This is a genomic window from Aestuarium sp., from assembly GCF_023253315.1.
Classification (GTDB): domain Bacteria; phylum Pseudomonadota; class Alphaproteobacteria; order Rhodobacterales; family Rhodobacteraceae; genus Marivivens; species Marivivens donghaensis.
This window is the reverse complement of sequence record NZ_JALRGW010000006.1, coordinates 25562-42429: the sequence shown is the minus strand read 5'-3', so window position 1 is coordinate 42429 and position 16868 is coordinate 25562. Positions and strand designations below refer to the sequence as shown.

The 16868-nt window shown below is 58.0% G+C and carries 22 protein-coding genes; 10 read left to right on the top strand and 12 right to left on the bottom strand.

Annotated features, from left to right (window positions below; translation table 11 throughout):
* Position 1: 1 nt before the first annotated feature.
* The 8 genes from AC1QQ2_RS05400 to ffh form a co-directional block, all read right to left on the bottom strand.
* Entirely contained in the window at positions 2–817 is an 816-nt protein-coding gene (locus AC1QQ2_RS05400) for a hypothetical protein (RefSeq protein WP_479712364.1), read from the bottom strand.
* Positions 810–1325 carry a ribosome maturation factor RimM gene (rimM, locus tag AC1QQ2_RS05395; RefSeq protein ID WP_105235754.1) on the bottom strand — a complete coding sequence of 172 codons (516 nt, stop codon included), beginning with the start codon at positions 1323–1325 and terminating at the stop codon, positions 810–812. Before rimM ends, AC1QQ2_RS05400 begins: the two co-directional genes overlap by 8 nt.
* A gap of 10 nt (positions 1326–1335) precedes the next feature.
* Positions 1336–1965, bottom strand: a complete 630-nt coding sequence (bluB, locus tag AC1QQ2_RS05390) for a 5,6-dimethylbenzimidazole synthase (protein ID WP_479712363.1) — start codon at positions 1963–1965, stop codon at positions 1336–1338.
* Between the two features lie 113 nt (positions 1966–2078).
* Positions 2079–2453 carry a 30S ribosomal protein S16 gene (gene rpsP / locus AC1QQ2_RS05385; protein ID WP_067550045.1) on the bottom strand — a complete coding sequence of 125 codons (375 nt, stop codon included), beginning with the start codon at positions 2451–2453 and terminating at the stop codon, positions 2079–2081.
* A gap of 39 nt (positions 2454–2492) precedes the next feature.
* Complete coding sequence (locus AC1QQ2_RS05380) at positions 2493–2789, bottom strand: chorismate mutase (protein ID WP_067550043.1); 297 nt, start codon at positions 2787–2789, stop codon at positions 2493–2495.
* A gap of 9 nt (positions 2790–2798) precedes the next feature.
* A complete protein-coding gene (locus AC1QQ2_RS05375) occupies positions 2799–3365 on the bottom strand; it encodes a GNAT family N-acetyltransferase (RefSeq protein ID WP_479712362.1) in 567 nt (188 codons plus the stop codon).
* Positions 3362–3877, bottom strand: a complete 516-nt coding sequence (locus AC1QQ2_RS05370; RefSeq protein WP_479712361.1) for a GNAT family N-acetyltransferase — start codon at positions 3875–3877, stop codon at positions 3362–3364. The genes AC1QQ2_RS05375 and AC1QQ2_RS05370 overlap by 4 nt, the downstream gene beginning before the upstream one ends.
* Before the next feature lie 3 nt (positions 3878–3880).
* On the bottom strand, positions 3881–5401 hold the full coding sequence (ffh, locus tag AC1QQ2_RS05365; protein WP_105235750.1) for a signal recognition particle protein: 1521 nt from the start codon (positions 5399–5401) through the stop codon (positions 3881–3883).
* A 254-nt stretch (positions 5402–5655) separates the two neighbouring features.
* On the opposite strand from ffh, the gene AC1QQ2_RS05360 reads away from it, so the two are divergent.
* A complete protein-coding gene (locus AC1QQ2_RS05360; protein WP_479712360.1) occupies positions 5656–6534 on the top strand; it encodes a LysR family transcriptional regulator in 879 nt (292 codons plus the stop codon).
* Complete coding sequence (locus tag AC1QQ2_RS05355) at positions 6531–7409, top strand: DMT family transporter (protein WP_479712416.1); 879 nt, start codon at positions 6531–6533, stop codon at positions 7407–7409. Before AC1QQ2_RS05360 ends, AC1QQ2_RS05355 begins: the two co-directional genes overlap by 4 nt.
* Here the strand turns inward: AC1QQ2_RS05355 and AC1QQ2_RS05350 are convergent.
* Positions 7378–7725 carry an ArsR/SmtB family transcription factor gene (locus AC1QQ2_RS05350; protein WP_479712359.1) on the bottom strand — a complete coding sequence of 116 codons (348 nt, stop codon included), beginning with the start codon at positions 7723–7725 and terminating at the stop codon, positions 7378–7380. The two genes, AC1QQ2_RS05355 and AC1QQ2_RS05350, sit on opposite strands and share 32 nt — an antisense overlap.
* Before the next feature lie 230 nt (positions 7726–7955).
* Between AC1QQ2_RS05350 and AC1QQ2_RS05345 the strand changes: the two genes are divergently transcribed.
* From AC1QQ2_RS05345 to AC1QQ2_RS05325, 5 genes are all read left to right on the top strand, one after another.
* Positions 7956–8285: an AtpZ/AtpI family protein gene (locus AC1QQ2_RS05345; protein WP_105235746.1), complete on the top strand. Its 330-nt coding sequence runs from the start codon at positions 7956–7958 to the stop codon at positions 8283–8285.
* Complete coding sequence (locus tag AC1QQ2_RS05340) at positions 8272–9042, top strand: F0F1 ATP synthase subunit A (RefSeq protein ID WP_105235745.1); 771 nt, start codon at positions 8272–8274, stop codon at positions 9040–9042. The genes AC1QQ2_RS05345 and AC1QQ2_RS05340 overlap by 14 nt, the downstream gene beginning before the upstream one ends.
* Before the next feature lie 54 nt (positions 9043–9096).
* Positions 9097–9333, top strand: coding sequence for a F0F1 ATP synthase subunit C (locus tag AC1QQ2_RS05335; protein ID WP_067550029.1), 237 nt, complete (start codon positions 9097–9099; stop codon positions 9331–9333).
* Between the two features lie 86 nt (positions 9334–9419).
* Positions 9420–9995 (top strand): F0F1 ATP synthase subunit B', encoded by a 576-nt coding sequence (locus tag AC1QQ2_RS05330; protein WP_479712358.1) that lies wholly within the window; start codon positions 9420–9422, stop codon positions 9993–9995.
* Between the two features lies 1 nt (position 9996).
* Entirely contained in the window at positions 9997–10572 is a 576-nt protein-coding gene (locus tag AC1QQ2_RS05325; protein WP_438986212.1) for a F0F1 ATP synthase subunit B, read from the top strand.
* Positions 10573–10699: 127 nt separating this feature from the next.
* Here AC1QQ2_RS05325 and AC1QQ2_RS05320 read toward each other — a convergent pair whose 3' ends face one another.
* Entirely contained in the window at positions 10700–11359 is a 660-nt protein-coding gene (locus AC1QQ2_RS05320) for a YiaD family glycine zipper/OmpA-like lipoprotein (RefSeq protein ID WP_105235743.1), read from the bottom strand.
* Positions 11360–11538: 179 nt separating this feature from the next.
* On the opposite strand from AC1QQ2_RS05320, the gene nth reads away from it, so the two are divergent.
* Both nth and AC1QQ2_RS05310 read left to right on the top strand, forming a co-directional pair.
* On the top strand, positions 11539–12183 hold the full coding sequence (nth, locus tag AC1QQ2_RS05315; RefSeq protein ID WP_479712357.1) for an endonuclease III: 645 nt from the start codon (positions 11539–11541) through the stop codon (positions 12181–12183).
* Positions 12180–13172, top strand: a complete 993-nt coding sequence (locus AC1QQ2_RS05310; RefSeq protein ID WP_479712356.1) for an adenosine kinase — start codon at positions 12180–12182, stop codon at positions 13170–13172. Before nth ends, AC1QQ2_RS05310 begins: the two co-directional genes overlap by 4 nt.
* A 13-nt stretch (positions 13173–13185) precedes the next feature.
* On the opposite strand, the gene AC1QQ2_RS05305 is transcribed toward AC1QQ2_RS05310, so the two are convergent.
* Positions 13186–14133 carry a 1-phosphofructokinase family hexose kinase gene (locus AC1QQ2_RS05305; protein ID WP_479712355.1) on the bottom strand — a complete coding sequence of 316 codons (948 nt, stop codon included), beginning with the start codon at positions 14131–14133 and terminating at the stop codon, positions 13186–13188.
* A gap of 184 nt (positions 14134–14317) precedes the next feature.
* On the opposite strand from AC1QQ2_RS05305, the gene gltX reads away from it, so the two are divergent.
* A complete protein-coding gene (gltX, locus tag AC1QQ2_RS05300) occupies positions 14318–15640 on the top strand; it encodes a glutamate--tRNA ligase (RefSeq protein ID WP_479712354.1) in 1323 nt (440 codons plus the stop codon).
* A 6-nt stretch (positions 15641–15646) separates the two neighbouring features.
* Here the strand turns inward: gltX and AC1QQ2_RS05295 are convergent, their stop codons facing one another.
* Positions 15647–16777, bottom strand: a complete 1131-nt coding sequence (locus AC1QQ2_RS05295) for an MFS transporter (protein WP_479712353.1) — start codon at positions 16775–16777, stop codon at positions 15647–15649.
* Positions 16778–16868: the final 91 nt, after the last annotated feature.

Below are 16868 nucleotides of genomic sequence, written 5' to 3'. Positions count from 1 at the left end.
CTTAGGGCAATTGGGTGGGTTTGGGAACGTCCCCCGTGCGCCATCCGCCCAAGTTCGACTGTTTGGCGAGCGCGTCTTTGGCGTCGATCAGCGCGGCGTCAGTAAGGTCAGAGCGGTTGAGTGTCAGAAACTCGCGCCACAGGGTATCGGACGGCCCTTCGTTGCCTTTGCCGACGGGGGTAAAGCCGTCGGTGGGGATGCCGAACAGGTCGAGGAGCGCACCACCGGGGCCGAACGGATGGAGCGCTGAGGTTTCCAACGGCAGCGTTTGCATCGGGCCGCATTGGGTCGCGATGGCCGAAATGATCGGGGTAAAGTCGGCGGCCTTGACATATTTCGCGGCGAAGGCATCGGGGTCGAGCGTTAAGCGCTGGCCTTTAAGGTGGTGACGGTAGGCAGAGTAGAGCCATGGTTCGGGATCGCGGGTGGTCACGACGATCTCGACCTCGGCGTTAAAACGATCACGCAAGTAGCCTGTGACATAGGTCAGGATAACGGGCGCGGCCTGATAGGTTTTCACCTTGGGCCAACCGGGGAGGTGGCCACAGAGTGCCTCGCAGGAAATCAAGATATCGCGGGTATCGTCGGGCGTGTTGGCAAAGACCTCATCAAGTCGCTCCGCCAGATCGATCAAGGTCAGAGGATTGCCGCTGCGCGAATAGCTGTGGGTCAGTTGGGTGACGGGCTTGAGGTGGCGGAGCATGAACAGATGCACATGCGGCGCCAGCTTTTCGCGGTTGGTCCAAAAGAAATGCTGGATAGAGCTGGTGCCAGTCTTGTGAAAGCCTGGGTGCAGCAAAATCCGACGTTTAGGCATCAGGGAAGAGCCCTTCGGGTGGATCAGCGACGATGCGGCCCGCGGCGATGTCGACGGTGGGCACGGCGGCTTTGGTGAACGGCAACAGAACGGTGTCGCGGTAGCCCATCTTGGTCACCTCCAAAAGGTCCGTTGCGCCGTGGTTCACGACCGTTTTCACGGTGCCGAGGTCATTGCCGCCCGTATCAAAGACCGAAAGGCCGATCAGGTCGTTGTAATAGTATTCGTCATCAGGAAGGTCGGGCATGACATCGCGCGATGCGAAGAGTTCAGTGCCCTTGAGCGCATCTGCGTCCTCTTTGGTGACGATCCCGTCCATATGTGCGGTGAGGCCATTGTTGGTGATGCCCGTCAGGACAACAACAGGGAAGCTACGACCGTCTTTTGTATAAAGAGGCGTGTAGTCGGCGATGGCTTCGGGGTCAGAGCAATATGACTTCAGGCGCACTTCACCACGGACGCCAAAGGCACCTGCGATAGAACCTACGACAACGCGATCTTCGGGCATGTCGATCCTCTTACCTTACCAGCATATCAGGGAGAGCTTGCCGTTGTTCCCAGCCAGCGCGCTCGAGTTCTGGAGTTTCATGTTCTTCTTCGGGATAGCCGATACAGAAGTAGCCGATCAATTTCCAGCCGTCCGGAACATCAAGGTCGCGCGCCAAACGGTCAGGATCGAGGATGGACACCCAGCCCATGCCGATCCCATGCGCCTTGAGCATGAGCCAAAACTGCATGACGGCGGAAACGCAGGAATAGGCCTTCATTTCGGGCATCGTTCCCGCGCCGAGGCCCTTACCCTTGGTCGTGCCTGCGTCGCACCAAACGGACATCTGAACGGGGGACAAATCCATGCCAGACAGCTTTAGCCCCGAATAAATCTTGGCATCGTCGCCACTGTAACCCGCCAGCGCATCGGCATTCGCCTCGAGGAAGTTCTCACGCGCGGCGGCGCGCCCCTCTGCGCTGTTCACCATCACGATCCGCCATGGTTCGGACAGACCAACAGACGGGGCGAGCGAAAAGCTACGCAGGCAACGGTCAACGATTTCGGGATCAATGGCGTCAGGTTTGAACCGACGGACATCGCGGCGCATGCGGATCAGTGACCAGAGGTCACTTTGAAAGTTGGGTGAGAACCCAGTCATGCGCGATGGCTCCTTTGTGCGGCATTGCCCGTCGTTATGCTGGCAAGGTCAGACAAAATAGCCCCAAAGACAAGGGGGACTGCTCGGCCCCGAAAGGCCGAGCAGAACGTTTATTATTCTTCAGCAGCTTCTTCTGCCGGTGCAGCAGCTTCGGCAGCTTTTGCAGCCTTAGCAGCAGCGCGCTCTTGAGCAGCTTTACCCGGAACAGCTTTGTTCGGGTTGTTGCGGACTTTTTTCGCAACGAGGCCAGCAGCTTCGAGGAAACGTGCAACACGGTCGGTCGGCTGTGCGCCCTGAGCGAGCCAGAACTGAACGCGCTCTACGTTCAGTTTTACGCGGTCTTCGCTGTCTTTAGCGAGAAGCGGGTTGTAGGTGCCCAGTTTCTCTTTGAAGCGACCGTCACGCGGCATGCGCGAGTCAGCAGCAACGATTGCGTAGTGAGGGCGTTTTTTCGAACCACCGCGAGCGAGACGGATTTTCATAGCCATGGGTTGATCTCCTTGAATGGCGTGGTGACGGACGGGCCGTCAGGATTGGTGTTGTTTGTGGTGTTGAATCACTTCCTGAATGACGAAATTCAGGAATTTCTTGGCGAACTCAGGATCCAGATCGGCCTGTTCCGCAAGGTCGGTCAACCGTTTGATCTGTGCCTCTTCGCGCACGGGATCAGACGGAGGAAGTTCGTTTTCCGCTTTCAGCTTCCCAACGGCTTGGGTGTGCTTAAAGCGTTCGGCCAGCGTAAAGACGAGGATCGCGTCCAAACGGTCGATGGACTCGCGGTGGCCTTTGAGGATCGCTGCTGCTTTTTGAACGGCGTCGGTCATTCTGTCCTCTTACGCTGGAATATCGGGCGAATAGCGGTAGGTGATGCAGCCGCCGAAATCAGCGGCCTCGTCACGCACCGCGCCCAGCTTTTCAGCCAGACGGATCGCACGGGTGTTGTCGGGGTGGATGTAGCTTACCAGTGTCGGCCAGCTCAGCGCGTTGAACGCGTTGTTGCGGGCAGAGCGGGCGGCTTCATAGGCGTAACCTTCGCCCTCGTATTCTTCGAGGAAGAGGAAACCAACTTCGGGCTCGGGATCGCCGAATTCATGGTCGAGCATGACAAAGCCCAAGGTCACGAAATCGCTGTTACGCTCTACGGTCCAGAGGCCAGCGCCACGCAGCACCCAACCCGCGACCAGTTGGTTAAAATCGAGCCACGCTTGGTCGCGGTCCATTGGGCCGTCAACGAATTTGCCGCGCTCGGTGCAGACGATTTTCGCGTAGTCCTCAAAATCGGTGATGCGCGGTGCGCGCAGGGTCACACGATCAAGGATGATACGGGGCAGGGCGCCGCGAATACGGTCGGTTGCAACGGCTGCTTGCCCTTCAGGGGCGTTCTCCCATGCACGTGTCATTGAACGGCCTCCGGTTTCGGGTGGCGATAGACCCAGCAGGGTTGATCGGGCTTCGGCTGTGGTGCGGTTTCATCCAGCACAGCGCCCAGCTTTTCCGCGAGGTTGGCAGAGCGAGTGTTCCCGATGCCGACGTAGCTGACGATGGTGTCCCAGTTTAAAACGTTCCACGCGTGATGAATCGCTGCGCGAGCGGCTTCAGTCGCGATGCCTGTGCCTTCGATCGACGGGTCCCAAACGGTCCAGCCAATTTCGGTTTCTGGCCAATCGGCAGGGAACCACGGTCCGATCATGCCCAGCGGTGTGTCTTCGCCCTTACGGGTTACGATCCACATGCCGTAGCCGCGGATTTGCCAATGGCCAATCTCAGCCGCGAAAGCACGCCATGCCTTGCCCAGATCGTGCGGTCCACCCACGCCTGCTGCGCGATCAGACATGAAAAAGGCGCATGCGGCCTCCATGTCCCAAGCCTTCGGCTCGCGCAGGATAAGACGTTGGGTTTCGAGCGTTTGCATGGCTTACTTCTTTTTCCCCATGCCCAGACCCGAGAGGCCACCCGGCAAACCGCCGAGGCCACCAAGCCCGCCCAGACCCGGAAGTTTGCCACCCGGCAACTGGCTGCCCAGTGCCTTCGCCGCTTGTTCCATTGCTTTGGGGTCGTCCATGTTCGGCATGTCAGGCATACCGCCTTTGCCAAACATCTGCTTAACGGCTGCTTTGAGAGCGCCGCCTTTGCCCATTTTGCCCATCTTCTTCATGACGTCGGCCATCTGCTTCTGCTGCTTGAGCAGCTTGTTCAGTTCCGACACCTCGAGGCCAGCGCCCGCAGCAACCCGCTTTTTACGGCTGGCTTGCATCACATCGGGGTTAGCGCGTTCGAGTTTGGTCATAGAGTTGATCAGCGCGATCTGGCGACGCAGCATGATGTCGTCGAAACCAGCTTCTTTGATCTTGCCAGCGTGTTTCGCCATGCCGGGCATCATACCCATCAGGCTTTCCATACCGCCCATCTTGAGCATCTGGTCCAGCTGCATCTTCAGGTCGTTCATGTTGAAGCGGCCCTTCTGGAAGCGCTTCATCATACGTTCGGCTTGTTCGACCTCGAGTGTTGCTTGGGCCTTTTCGACCAGTGCAACGATGTCACCCATGCCGAGGATACGGCCAGCAACGCGTTCCGCCTCGAAGGTCTCAATGGCGTCCATCTTTTCGCCCAGACCGACAAAGCGGATGGGTTTACCCGTGATGGCGCGCATCGACAGCGCAGCACCGCCGCGACCGTCACCGTCCATACGGGTGAGGACAACGCCAGTGACGCCGATCTTCGCGTCAAACTCGGTTGCAACGTTCACCGCGTCCTGACCCGTCAGGCCGTCCACGACCAAGAGTGTTTCGCGCGGGTTCACGGCATCACGGACGTCAGCAGCCTGTTGGATCAGCTCTTCGTCGATGTGCAGTCGGCCTGCGGTGTCGAGCATGTAAATGTCATAGCCACCGAGGCTCGCCTGAGTTTTGGCGCGCTTTGCGATCGTGACGGGATCTTCGCCTTTGACGATCGGGAGTGTGTCTACACCGATCTGCTGGCCGAGGATTTGAAGCTGTTCCATAGCCGCAGGACGGTTCACGTCGAGCGAGGCCATGAGGATGCGCTTGCCTTCGCGTTCTTTCAAACGCTTTGCGAGTTTAGCGGTCGTCGTGGTTTTACCCGAACCCTGCAGACCGACCATCAGGATCGGGGCAGGCGGGTTGTCGATTTTCAGGCGGTCAGCTTCTGCGCCACCTGACAGAACTGCGATCAGTTCGTCATGGACGATCTTAACGACCTGCTGACCCGGAGTGATCGATTTCGTTACCGCAGAGCCAGTGGCCTTGGCCTCGACCGCTTTAACAAAGCTGCGAACAACGGGCAGGGAAACGTCAGCCTCGAGGAGTGCAACGCGCACTTCACGAAGCGCGGTTTTAACATCGTCTGCGGACAGGGCACCCTGTTTCGTCAGACGGTCAAACACTCCGCCAAGGCGTTCGGATAGATTTTCAAACATGCCATGGCCCTCCAGCGACCCGTTAAACATCTGGTCGCTACATAGGCATCGACCGCTCAAACCACAATCGCGCCCATGGGCGCAACGCGCTGATGGACGGCGATCCCCCCGAATAGGGAAGGGACCGGAAGACTCGGCTTCCGGGGAATTTGGCCTGCGTTTACGCGCGTGGAACCAGTGAGTCAAGCACGCCTTGCCCTTGCGCCTTTTGGTTCAGTGGCTAGATTGACGTGGTCGATTTAAGGATTTCCACGATGGATCATTGGGATGAGGTGCGCACGGCCTATCAGGTGGCGCGTTTGGGCACAGTCAGCGGCGCGGCCGAAGTGTTGGGCGTTCACCACGCGACAGTGATCCGTCACATCGACGCTCTCGAAGGGCGTCTTGGCGTGAAATTGTTCCAGCGGCACGCTCGCGGTTACACTCCGACCGAGGCTGGGCAGGACCTGTTGAAGGTCGCAAAAGCGGCGGATGACCAATTTCATCAGCTTGGTGCGCGATTAAAGGGACACGGCGATGGGGTTTCGGGTGATCTGACGGTTACATCGCTCGCGTCGTTCTCGACCATGCTCACGCCCGTGATGGTGAAGTTCCAAAAGCAGAACCCAGAGGTAAAGATCCGCTACCTCACAGGTGACCGTCTGTTCCGCCTCGAATACGGTGAGGCGCATCTCGCGATCCGTGCGGGCGCGGCACCTGATCAGCCTGACAACGTGGTCCAGCCCTTTATCAAACAGACCGTCGCGATGGTTGCGGCCCAAAGCTACATCGACCGCATGGGGATGCCAGAGAACGACGCTGACCTCGCAAAGCACGAGTTCGTTAGCCATGACGACAATGATAGCCGAGCGCCGTTCCACCGTTGGCTTCTTGCGAACGTGCCGTCGTCGCAGATCGTTTATCGCACGATGGACAACCGCTCGATGCGGGATGCCATCGCGGCGGGGGCAGGGATCGGGTTCCTTCCGTCCTACGAATTTGGCTTGATGCCAGGTGTCCAGCAGGTCATGCCGCCGCGCGAAGAATGGTCAACCAGCCTCTGGCTGGTCACGCATGTTGATCTGCATCGGACGCCAAAGGTGCAGACCTTCCTCAAGTTCCTCAAGGAAGAGGCAAAATCGTGGGTCGATTGATCCGCCCCCATCTGGCGGGACATTTGGCGATGTTGGTGTTCTCTGCCTCAGTGGCGGGGAGCTTTTCGTTGGGGGCCTCCGTTGCCAATGACATTTCGCCTGTCGCGCTAAACACCGTTCGGTTCTGGGTCGCCGTCGCGATCCTCGGTATCGTGATGAAGCTGACAGGAAAGGGAAGTCGCCAGACGTTCAAAGCCCCGTGGCGTTACGCGATTTTGGGCGGGCTTTATGCGTGCTACTTTGTCCTGATGTTCATGGCGCTCAAATCCACGTCGCCTGTGAACCTATCGGTGGTGTTCACGCTGACGCCTGTCATGGCGGGCGGCTTTGGGTATTTCCTGCTGCGGCAAGTCATGTCCCCTCGCATCGCGCTGGCCCTCGCGATTGGCGGTGCGGGAGCGGTCTGGGTGATCTTCCGTGGCGACCTCAGTGCATTCCTCGCGTTTGAGGTCGGCAGCGGCGAGGCTCTCTATTTCTGGGGCTGCGCGGCGCATGCGCTATATACGCCGCTCGCGCGGAGGCTCAATCGTGGCACGCATGTTATTCCTTACACTTTCGGCACATTGGTCGCGGCGGCGATCTGGATCACGGGGTATGGTTGGCGTGATCTGTTGGTGACGGATTGGACAAACCTTCCGAACCTTGTTTGGATCACGATCCTCTACATTGCGGTCTTTGCGACCTCGGTGTCATCGCTACTGCTGCTCTTCGCAACCCAACGCCTGCCATCGTCCAAAGTCATGGCCTACACATACCTTGTGCCGACATGGGTGATCGCGTGGGAATACATCCGGCATGCCTACGTCCCGCCGGGGATCGTGCTGGTCGGCGTAGCAATGACGCTTATTGCTCTGCTTCTTCTTCTGCGAGAATGACGCCCTCAGAGGCGAGGAACTGTTCGAACGCATCGAGATCAACGCCGTCCATCTGGCCAAAGCCTTGCATCCAAACGCTCGCTTCACGCAGGGCGTCGGGCTCTAGCTTGCACCATTTCACCCGTCCGCGTTTCTCCTGAGAGATCAGGCCAGCGTCAGCCAGAACGGTAAGATGCTTTGAAATCGCGGCAAGCGACACGGCAAACGGTTCGGCCACATCGGTTACTGCCATATCATCCTCCAGCAGCATCGACAGGATCGCGCGGCGGGTGGGGTCGGCCAAGGCCATAAAGACGGTATCAAGTGTAGCTGCCATATCCGCCGATTAAGCCGCCTTAATCCCAAAGGTCAACCGATTGGTTGAATATAAAGAATGGGTGGTTTCGGGGGTAAAAGGGCTGTGGGTAGATTCTATGAAGGGGATGGTTTGGAAATTTTTCCATAAATTAACAATGCTTTACGTCGAACGATTTGTCACATCACGGCTTATTGACTCATTGGTCCTAAGGCCATAGCTAATCCCCAACCTTCTGAGGGGATTTTCGTGTGACTGATCCGAACGATCTTGACCGCCTAAAGGCGCTGGAAAGCCGGATCAAAGAGGTGAAAGCCAAAGCGCCCGAAACGAACCATATGAAGAAAGACTACTCTCAAGCGCAACATGCGTGGCGGATGGTCACCGAGCTTGTAGCTGGTCTTCTGATCGGCTTCGTCATCGGATACGGGTTGGATTACGCCTTTGGCACCATGCCTGTGTTTCTGGTGATATTCATTTTTCTGGGCTTTGCGGCCGGTGTTAAAACCGTGATCGGCTCTGCTCAGGAACTACAGAGGAAACTGCTGGAGCAACCTTCCAGCAAAGATGGGGATCACTGACGTGGCGACTGAAGCGCATGGCGAAGGCACAGGCCTTGTTTTCCACCCGCTGGACCAGTTCAAGGTAACTCCGCTGTTCGGGGATGGCCCCGTTCACTGGTACACCATCACCAACGCAACGTTGTGGATGGCCCTCGCTGTTCTGGCGATTGTTGCGATGTTCGTCATCGGTAGCCGCGGTCGCGCAATCGTGCCGTCGCGCGGTCAGTCGATCGCAGAGCTGTTCTACGGCTTCGTTTACAAGATGGTTGAAGACATCACCGGCCACGACGGTGTGAAGTACTTCCCGTACATCTTCTCGCTCTTCTGCTTCATCTTCTTCGCGAACTTCCTCGGCCTTCTGCCGCTGTCGTTCTCGCCGACCTCTCACATCGCAGTAACTGCTGTTCTCGGCTTTGGCGTGTTCATCATCGTAACCATGATTGGTTTCGTGAAGAACGGCATCGGCTTCCTTGGCATGTTCTGGCTGAAAGACGCACCGCTCGCGCTGCGCCCGATCATCGCGATCATCGAGGTTATCTCTTATTTCGTCCGTCCCGTTAGCCACTCCATCCGTCTTGCAGGTAACATCACTGCAGGCCACGCGATGATCAAAGTGTTCGCAGGCTTTGCTGCGATCGCTGCTGTGGCTCCGGTGTCTGTTGTGGCTATCGCAGCAGTTTACGGTCTCGAAGTTCTCGTAGCCGGTATTCAGGCTTACGTGTTCACCATTCTGACCTGCATCTACCTCAAAGATGCGCTGCACCCAGCGCACTAAGAGACGCAGGACTGAATTCCTATCCAGCCAATTCCATCGTAAGGAGATACAATCATGGAAGGCAATATCGCACAACTCGGTCAGTTCATCGGCGCAGGCCTTGGCGCAATCGGTTCCGGCCTTGCTGCTATCGGTGTAGGCAACGTTGCTGCCAACTACCTGTCGGGCGCTCTGCGTAACCCGTCGGCTGCTGCTTCGCAGACCGCTACCCTCTTCATCGGTCTGGCATTCGCAGAAGCACTGGGGATCTTCTCGTTCCTCGTTGCTCTGCTGCTGATGTTCGCAGTCTAATCACCTGACGCATCCTTACGGTCGGGCGGCGCGGGACTAACCCCGCGCCCCCGATGACACCCAAGGGTCCGACGGAGAGAGACGAGATGGCAGACGAACACAACACGGTCGAGCATGTCGCTGATGCTGCGGAACACGCAGTAGACATGGCTCATGGTGCCGAAGCTGGCGGTGCAGCAATGCCCCAGCTCGACCCTACGACCTTTTCCAACCAGATTTTCTGGCTTCTGGTCACGCTCGTCGTGATCTATTTGGTCCTGTCCAAAATTGCCCTGCCGCGCATCGCTGCGGTTCTGGCAGAACGGTCGGGAACCATCACCAACGATCTCGCTGCAGCTGAAGAGCTGAAAGCGAAAGCTGTTGCAGCTGAAGAAGCTTACAACAAAGCACTTGCTGATGCTCGTTCCGAGGCAGCTCGTATCGTTGATGAGACTAAGGCAGAGATCCAATCGCAGCTGAACGCCGAACTGGCTAAAGCAGACGATGAGATCGCAGCCAAAACTGCCGAGGGCGAAAAATCCATCGCGGCAATTCGTGATAACGCGCTGTCCAGCGTGACCGATGTAGCAACGGAAACTGCCGCTGCTCTGGTCGCTGCGCTGGGTGGCCAAGCTGACGACAAAGCTATCGCTGCTGCTGTCGCCGCTCAGATGAAGGGCTGAGATTATGAAGAAGCTTCTGATCCCCGCATTCATCCTGATGGCTCAGCCTGCGCTGGCATCGTCTAAGAACCCGTTCGCGGCTGAGTTCTGGTCGCTGCACAACACTGACTTCATCGTTCTGTTGGCGTTCCTCGTCTTCGTTGGTGTCCTTCTCAAGCTGAAGGTTCCGTCGAAGGTCGGCGAAATGCTCGACGGTCGCGCGGCATCTATCCGGTCTGATCTGGAAGAAGCCAAATCGATCCGCGAAGAAGCACAGACCCTGTTGGCCTCGTTCGAGCGCAAGCAGAAAGAAGTGCAGGAGCAAGCAGACCGCATCGTGGCAACAGCCAAAGAAGAAGCTGAAGCCGCTGCAGTTCAGGCCAAAGCAGACATCGCAGCATCCGTTGCACGTCGTCTTGCTGCCGCCCAAGACCAGATCGCAAGCGCTGAAGCGTCTGCAGTCAAAGAGGTCAAGGACCGCGCAGTTATGGTCGCTGTCTCTGCAGCCAAAGAAGTGGTCGCTAAACAGATGACCGCAGCTTCGGCGAACAAACTGATCGACGACGCGATCGCGACTGTGGAAGCAAAGCTCCACTAACGCCCGGCGTCATCACCTGAATAGAACCCCGTCTGCGCTGCAGGCGGGGTTTTGTTTTTGCGGCAAAGCATTGGAGATGAAAAAGGCCGCCCGTTTCGGGGCGGCCTCAACCTGTTCTGATTTGGGATCAGTTCGTCGGGATGATGATGATCTCAACACGACGGTTCTGTGCGCGACCCTGCGGTGTCAGGTTGTCCGCAACAGGCTGGTTCTCACCACGACCTGCGGATTGGATGCGCATCGCAGGAACACCTGCATTGATCAGGACCGAGGTCACAGCCTGTGCACGGCGCAGCGACAGGTCTTGGTTATAGGCAGCGGAGCCAGTGTTGTCGGTGTGGCCGATAACCTGAACGATGGTGTTCGGATAGGCATTGATCGACCGTGCAACGGTGTAGAGGTCATTTTGCAGGCCACCCGTCAGGGTCGCACTGTCGGTCGCAAAGAGGATATCTTGCGGCATGGTGACGATCAGCTGGTTGCCCGTGTTCACGATGCTAGACTGGTTGCCCAGTTGCTGACGCAGTTCAGCTTCCTGAAGGTCGAGCTGACGCCCGCCTACAGCACCAAGGCCACCACCAATAGCAGCGCCAATGATCGCATTACGCCGACGCTCTGCGGTATCGTTACCGCCAGTCGACGCACCAAGGAGCGCACCAATACCAGCACCAACAACCGCACCCGTCTGCGTGTTGCGGTTCGGGTTCGATGGGTCGGTCATTTCACATGCAGCCGTGCCGAAAAGCGCGAAAGCTGCCACAGCGAGCGAAGAACGAGCAAGAATCATAAGTCTATCCAGTCTTATTGAACGACGCAGAAGGTTGCGCCTATTGCCCTTTCATATGCCTCAAACGCGATTGATATCCAATAACGCAACAATAGCGGGCAAAATTTCGCCCATTGGATTTTGGTTTATGCGGCAATCCTGTTCTTGCCTGATCGGGCAACGGCGGGCATACCCACGCTATGGTTAAGCAGCTTGATTATCATACCATCCGCGAGATTTTTACCCGCTTTCAGCAGGCCGAGGCCGAGCCGAAAGGGGAGCTGGATCACGTCAACGCCTACACGCTGGTCGTGGCGGTCGCGCTCTCTGCGCAGGCCACCGATAAGGGCGTGAATCGCGCCACTGCCGAATTGTTCAAGGTCGCGGATACCCCGCAAAAGATGTTGGACCTCGGCGAAGAGGGACTGATCGAGCACATCAAAACCATTGGTCTGTTCCGCAATAAGGCTAAGAACGTCATCAAACTCAGCCGTATTCTTGTTGATGATTACGGCGGCGAGGTTCCGAATTCCCGTGCGGCGCTCGAAAGCCTTCCTGGGGTCGGGCGTAAGACGGCGAATGTGGTTTTGAATATGTGGTGGCAGTATCCAGCGCAGGCTGTTGATACCCACATCTTTCGGTTTGGGAACCGTTCTGGCGTGGCCGTGGGTAAGGATGTCGTCGCCGTTGAACGTGCGATCGAGGATCATATTCCCGCCGATTTCCAGCTTCACGCTCATCACTGGATGATTTTGCACGGGCGGTATACATGCCTTGCCCGAAACCCGAAATGCGCGACCTGTGTGATCCGCGATCTCTGTCTGTTTGAGGAAAAGAACCTATGAAGAAGTTTCAAGTCGTCGGTATCGGCAACGCAATGGTCGACGTGCTGACCCAAGAGACCGAAGCGTTTCTGTCCGAGGCGGGCATCGAAAAAGGCATCATGCAGTTGATCGACATGGATCGTGCGGTTGACCTTTACAGCCGTATCGGTGCGGCCAAGGAAATCTCGGGCGGCTCTGCGGCGAACACGATTGCGGGGATTGCGCACCTTGGTGGGCGGACGGCCTACGTGGGTAAGGTTAAGGATGACCAGCTTGGCGCGATTTTCGCCCACGACCTGCGGGCGCAGGGTGCGGTCTATGAAACCAAGCTCGCCCCCAAAGACGCAGCCCAAGAAACGGGTCGTTGCATTGTCGTCGTAACCCCCGATGGTGAGCGATCGATGAACACTTATCTGGGCGTGACAGAGTTCCTCGAACCGTCAGACATCGACGTTGATATGATGACCGATGCAGAGTGGATTTACCTCGAAGGTTACCGCTTTGACGGCCCTGACAGCCACGCTGCCTTCGCGAAAGCGATCAATGCGTGCAAGGGCCACGGCGGTAAGGTGTCGATTACCCTCTCCGACCCGTTCTGCGTTGAACGCCACCGCGATGCGTTCCGTATGATGATCCGCGAAGATGTGGACCTGTTGTTTTGCAACCGCGCTGAAATGCTGTCGATGTATCAGACAGAGGATTTCGACGCAGCCTTGGCTCAGGCCGCGAAAGAAGTGTCCATCGTCGCCTGCACAGACAGCGACAATGGTGCGCACATCCTGTCAGGCGGTCAGCGTTGGCATGCGCCAGCGGTTCCGACCCAGATCGTTGACGCGACGGGTGCGGGCGATCTCTTTGCGGGTGCGTTCCTCTGGGGCCTGACCAACGGTCATGACCTAGAGACCTGTGGCCGTATGGGTTGCGTCGCGGCAAGCGAAGTCATCAGCCATATCGGCGCACGCGCGGAAAGTGACCTTAAGGCCTTGTTCGCTCAGCACGGCCTGATCTGATCTCAATATGGCGCTAGAGCGGAGAGGGCTCCGTTCTAGCCAAACACTCGGCAAAGTCGTCCTTGCGGCATAGCTCGGTTCCATCGGTCATGCAGGCCGCAGAAGCGGCGGCAGAACCGTGGGCGAGGGCGGTTGGCAGGTCGTTGCCCTGTGCCAAAGCCCATGTGAACCCGCCGACAAAGCTGTCACCCGCGCCAACCTTTGATTTGACCGTCACGTTGACGGCGGGACAGAACCAACGGTTTGTACCATCCGAGAGGATGTTCCCATCCGCCCCACGCGCGATAATCACAATCTCTGCGGCTCCCTTGGCCACCAGACCAGACGCAAAATCCGCAGTGTCTGCGCGGGTGTTGAGGGGCGTGGCGCTGATCTCTTGGGCTTCGGCTTGATCCATGCGCAGCACGTAGGGCCGGATAGTGTGACCTTCGGCTAAATGTGACAGGGCCGCGCCTGAGGTGTCGACGACAACCTGCACGCCGTGTCCTGCGAGGTCCGCGCAGAGTTGAGAATAGAGCGAGGCCGTTGTTCCTGATGGTCCAGACCCCGACAAAACTACATACCCACCTTTGGGCGCATTGGCGCAGATGGCCGTGCTAGCGGATGCGACGTCCGCGCCGCTCCAGTTCGGGCCGGGTAGCATAAAACGGAACTGGTTGTTGATGGACAGATCGGTGACGGCAAGGCTCTGCCGTGTGTCGCCGGGTGCGGCGTGGACAATAACGGGGATGCCCGCCGCGTCCAACAGTCGACGCAGATGCGCGCCTGTATCGCCGCCCAAGGCCACAAACGCCGTTGCTTGCCCACCCAATTGAATAATCGCACGAGCCACGTTGATGCCGCCGCCGCCTGGATCAATCTGCGGATCAGAGCAGCGCAGTTTGTGCCCCGCCGTGACCTGCGGCGCAGTGGTTGCGATATCCAGCGCGGGGTTGAGCGTGACAGTGAGAATTTCAGGCATCGGGGTCGCCATCAGAGCGTTTCGTTAGCCCTAACATAGAGTGCTGTCGGCTACGACGCCACTGACATGCATCAAATGGTCGAAAATTGCGTATCGTTCATGCCGGTCCACGGGGGCTGAAACCACAGCCGATATGGACAAAAGCGGGCCAATATGAAACAGGCGAGGGGAACAGGAGATACACATGACCACAACCCGTTTCGCCCCTTCGCCCACTGGCTGGATGCACATTGGTAACCTGCGCGCTGCGCTGATGAACTTCTGCATTGCCCGACAGCAAGGCGGCACGTTTATCCTACGGATCGACGACACCGATCAGGAACGGTCAAAGCCGGAATATGTGGACGGTATCTTGGATGCGCTGGCTTGGCTGGGCATCACCTACGACCGCATCGAATATCAGTCCAAACGTCTGGAACGCTACGAGGCCGCTAAGGCGCAACTCATCGAAATGGGCCGCCTGTATGAGTGCTTTGAAACGCCGACTGAACTGGACTTGAAGCGTAAAAAGCAGCTGAACATGGGCAAGCCGCCGGTTTATGACCGTTCGGCGCTGGACCTGTCTGAGGCTGACAAAGACCGTCTGCGCGAAGAGCGTGGCGGGTCGCACTGGCGCTTTAAGCTCGACTGGGAACGCATCGAATGGACCGACGGTATCCTTGGCGATATCTCGATTGATGCGGCTTCGGTATCTGACCCCGTTCTGATCAAAGAAAGCGGTCAGTTCCTCTATACCCTCGCCTCTGTTGTGGATGATGTCGATATGGGCATCACCAACGTTGTGCGCGGCTCTGACCACGTGACTAACACCGCAACGCAAATCCAGATGATCCGCGCGCTTGGCGGTACCGTTCCGCAGTTCGCCCACCACTCGCTGCTCACGGGTCCGCAAGGCGAGGCGCTATCGAAACGACTGGGCACGCTGTCGCTCAAAGACCTCAAGGCCAAAGGCATCGAGCCGATGTCCGTCATGAGCCTGATGGCGCGTCTGGGCTCTGCTGATCCGGTCGAACTGCGTGATACGGTTCAAGAGATCATCGACGGCTTTGAGCTGGGTAAATTCGGCGTTGCGCCGACCAAATTCGATGTCCTCGACCTCGAACCGCTCACCGCTCGTATCAATGCTGCAAAACCCTTCGACGCGGTCAAGGACGAGGTTCTAGCACTGGGAGTTCCTGCGCATCTGGCCGAAACTTTCTGGATCGTAGTTCGTGAGAACATCACCTTTATGAGCGATATGGCCGAATGGTGGACCCTGTTCCGCGATGGCGCAACGCCCCTGGTCGCGGAAGAAGACCGCGAGATGATCGAGACAGCATTCAGCCTCTTGGGCGAGCCAGCCTACACCGCAGATACATGGGGTGAATGGACCAACGCTGTGAAAGAAGCCACTGGTCGCAAGGGCAAGGGCCTGTTCATGCCGCTCCGTAAGGCGGTCACCGGTCGCGCAAGCGGACCTGACATGAGCAACGTCATGCAGTTGATGCAGGTAAAACCGCGCTTCTGATTGGGTTTAGCGGCGGAGCGCTCCTGCCATAGAGAGTGTGACGCCCGCTAAGGCTATCAACAGCCACAACGATCCATTCAGTGAGGTGGCTTCGGCCACGAAACCGATCAACGGCGGCCCGATTAGGATGCCGCCGTAGGTCAGGGTGGCCACGCTCGCGATGGCACGGCCTGCGGGAACGTCGGGGTCATTGGCCGCTCGCGAAAACGCTAATGGAATGATCATCGCGTAACCGATGCCAAAAGCGGCAAAGCCGATCAATGCGACGGGTAGGGACGGTGCCACGAGGACCAGTAGCCCGCCGATCATCGCGCTGGCTGCCGAAACTCGGGTGGTGTGCGCGGGTCCTAATTGAGCGACAAGGATCGGTCCCGCGAGGCGTGTTGCGACCATCAGGGTCGAAAATACCGTGTACCCCAGCGCGGCTTGAGCCTGATCGACGCCTTTCGCAGCGGTCAGGATGAGTGCCGACCAATCGACCATCGCGCCTTCGCCGATGGCTGACGACAGTCCGACGATCCCCACCATCAACAACGGGCCTTTGGGGAACGCAAAGAGCGGGCCGTGCTCTGTCGTTCCTGTGACGCTGCTCCACGGGATAAAAGCGAAAAGTGCGACAAAACCCGTGATCCCCAGACCGCCGAGCCAGAAGTGCAGCGCGACGCTGGCGCCCCAGTTGATCGCAATAAACCCAGAGCCCGCACCGATCCCCGCGCCAAGCGAAAACGCGGCGTGGAAGCTCGACATGACGGGACGTGCCATGTGCCGCTCAACCTCAGCCGCCCAAGCATTCATGGCAACGTCTTGTCCCCCGTGAGCCATGCCGAACAGGGCAAGGATCGGGGCGAGAACCCAGACGTTAGGGGCGAGAGGCAGACAGAGGAACGCGACGATATAGAGCGCACCGTAGAGCATCGTTGCATTACGCGCGCCGCGCAGGTCCGCGGTACGCCCAGCAAGCGGAAAGCCGACAATGGCGCCCGCCGCCAAACACAACAGGAGCAAGCCCAAGTTGGCAGGGGAAAGCGTGAAACGCTCTGCAAAAGCAGGGATACGCGAGGCCCAAAGCCCGAACAGGGCCCCATTAAAGAAAAACACTGAAGCAACAGCGCGCCAAGGGCCTGAGAGTCGGATCACTTGCGTCTCCTAAAACGATTTCGGAAAATCTAGCCGCGCCGAATGTCCTGCACAATGAAAAACGGCTCACCGCGAGGGCGAGCCGTTCTTT

Bases quoted from the DNA above. Each gene is read 5' to 3' on its own strand.
- AC1QQ2_RS05400 (WP_479712364.1), bottom strand. From the start codon at position 817: ATGCCTAAACGTCGGATTTTGCTGCACCCAGGCTTTCACAAGACTGGC.
- rimM (WP_105235754.1), bottom strand. From the start codon at position 1,325: ATGCCCGAAGATCGCGTTGTCGTAGGTTCTATCGCAGGTGCCTTTGGC.
- bluB (WP_479712363.1), bottom strand. From the start codon at position 1,965: ATGACTGGGTTCTCACCCAACTTTCAAAGTGACCTCTGGTCACTGATC.
- rpsP (WP_067550045.1), bottom strand. From the start codon at position 2,453: ATGGCTATGAAAATCCGTCTCGCTCGCGGTGGTTCGAAAAAACGCCCT.
- AC1QQ2_RS05380 (WP_067550043.1), bottom strand. From the start codon at position 2,789: ATGACCGACGCCGTTCAAAAAGCAGCAGCGATCCTCAAAGGCCACCGC.
- AC1QQ2_RS05375 (WP_479712362.1), bottom strand. From the start codon at position 3,365: ATGACACGTGCATGGGAGAACGCCCCTGAAGGGCAAGCAGCCGTTGCA.
- AC1QQ2_RS05370 (WP_479712361.1), bottom strand. From the start codon at position 3,877: ATGCAAACGCTCGAAACCCAACGTCTTATCCTGCGCGAGCCGAAGGCT.
- ffh (WP_105235750.1), bottom strand. From the start codon at position 5,401: ATGTTTGAAAATCTATCCGAACGCCTTGGCGGAGTGTTTGACCGTCTG.
- AC1QQ2_RS05360 (WP_479712360.1), top strand. From the start codon at position 5,656: ATGGATCATTGGGATGAGGTGCGCACGGCCTATCAGGTGGCGCGTTTG.
- AC1QQ2_RS05350 (WP_479712359.1), bottom strand. From the start codon at position 7,725: ATGGCAGCTACACTTGATACCGTCTTTATGGCCTTGGCCGACCCCACC.
- AC1QQ2_RS05340 (WP_105235745.1), top strand. From the start codon at position 8,272: ATGGGGATCACTGACGTGGCGACTGAAGCGCATGGCGAAGGCACAGGC.
- AC1QQ2_RS05335 (WP_067550029.1), top strand. From the start codon at position 9,097: ATGGAAGGCAATATCGCACAACTCGGTCAGTTCATCGGCGCAGGCCTT.
- AC1QQ2_RS05330 (WP_479712358.1), top strand. From the start codon at position 9,420: ATGGCAGACGAACACAACACGGTCGAGCATGTCGCTGATGCTGCGGAA.
- AC1QQ2_RS05320 (WP_105235743.1), bottom strand. From the start codon at position 11,359: ATGATTCTTGCTCGTTCTTCGCTCGCTGTGGCAGCTTTCGCGCTTTTC.
- nth (WP_479712357.1), top strand. From the start codon at position 11,539: ATGGTTAAGCAGCTTGATTATCATACCATCCGCGAGATTTTTACCCGC.
- AC1QQ2_RS05310 (WP_479712356.1), top strand. From the start codon at position 12,180: ATGAAGAAGTTTCAAGTCGTCGGTATCGGCAACGCAATGGTCGACGTG.
- AC1QQ2_RS05305 (WP_479712355.1), bottom strand. From the start codon at position 14,133: ATGCCTGAAATTCTCACTGTCACGCTCAACCCCGCGCTGGATATCGCA.
- gltX (WP_479712354.1), top strand. From the start codon at position 14,318: ATGACCACAACCCGTTTCGCCCCTTCGCCCACTGGCTGGATGCACATT.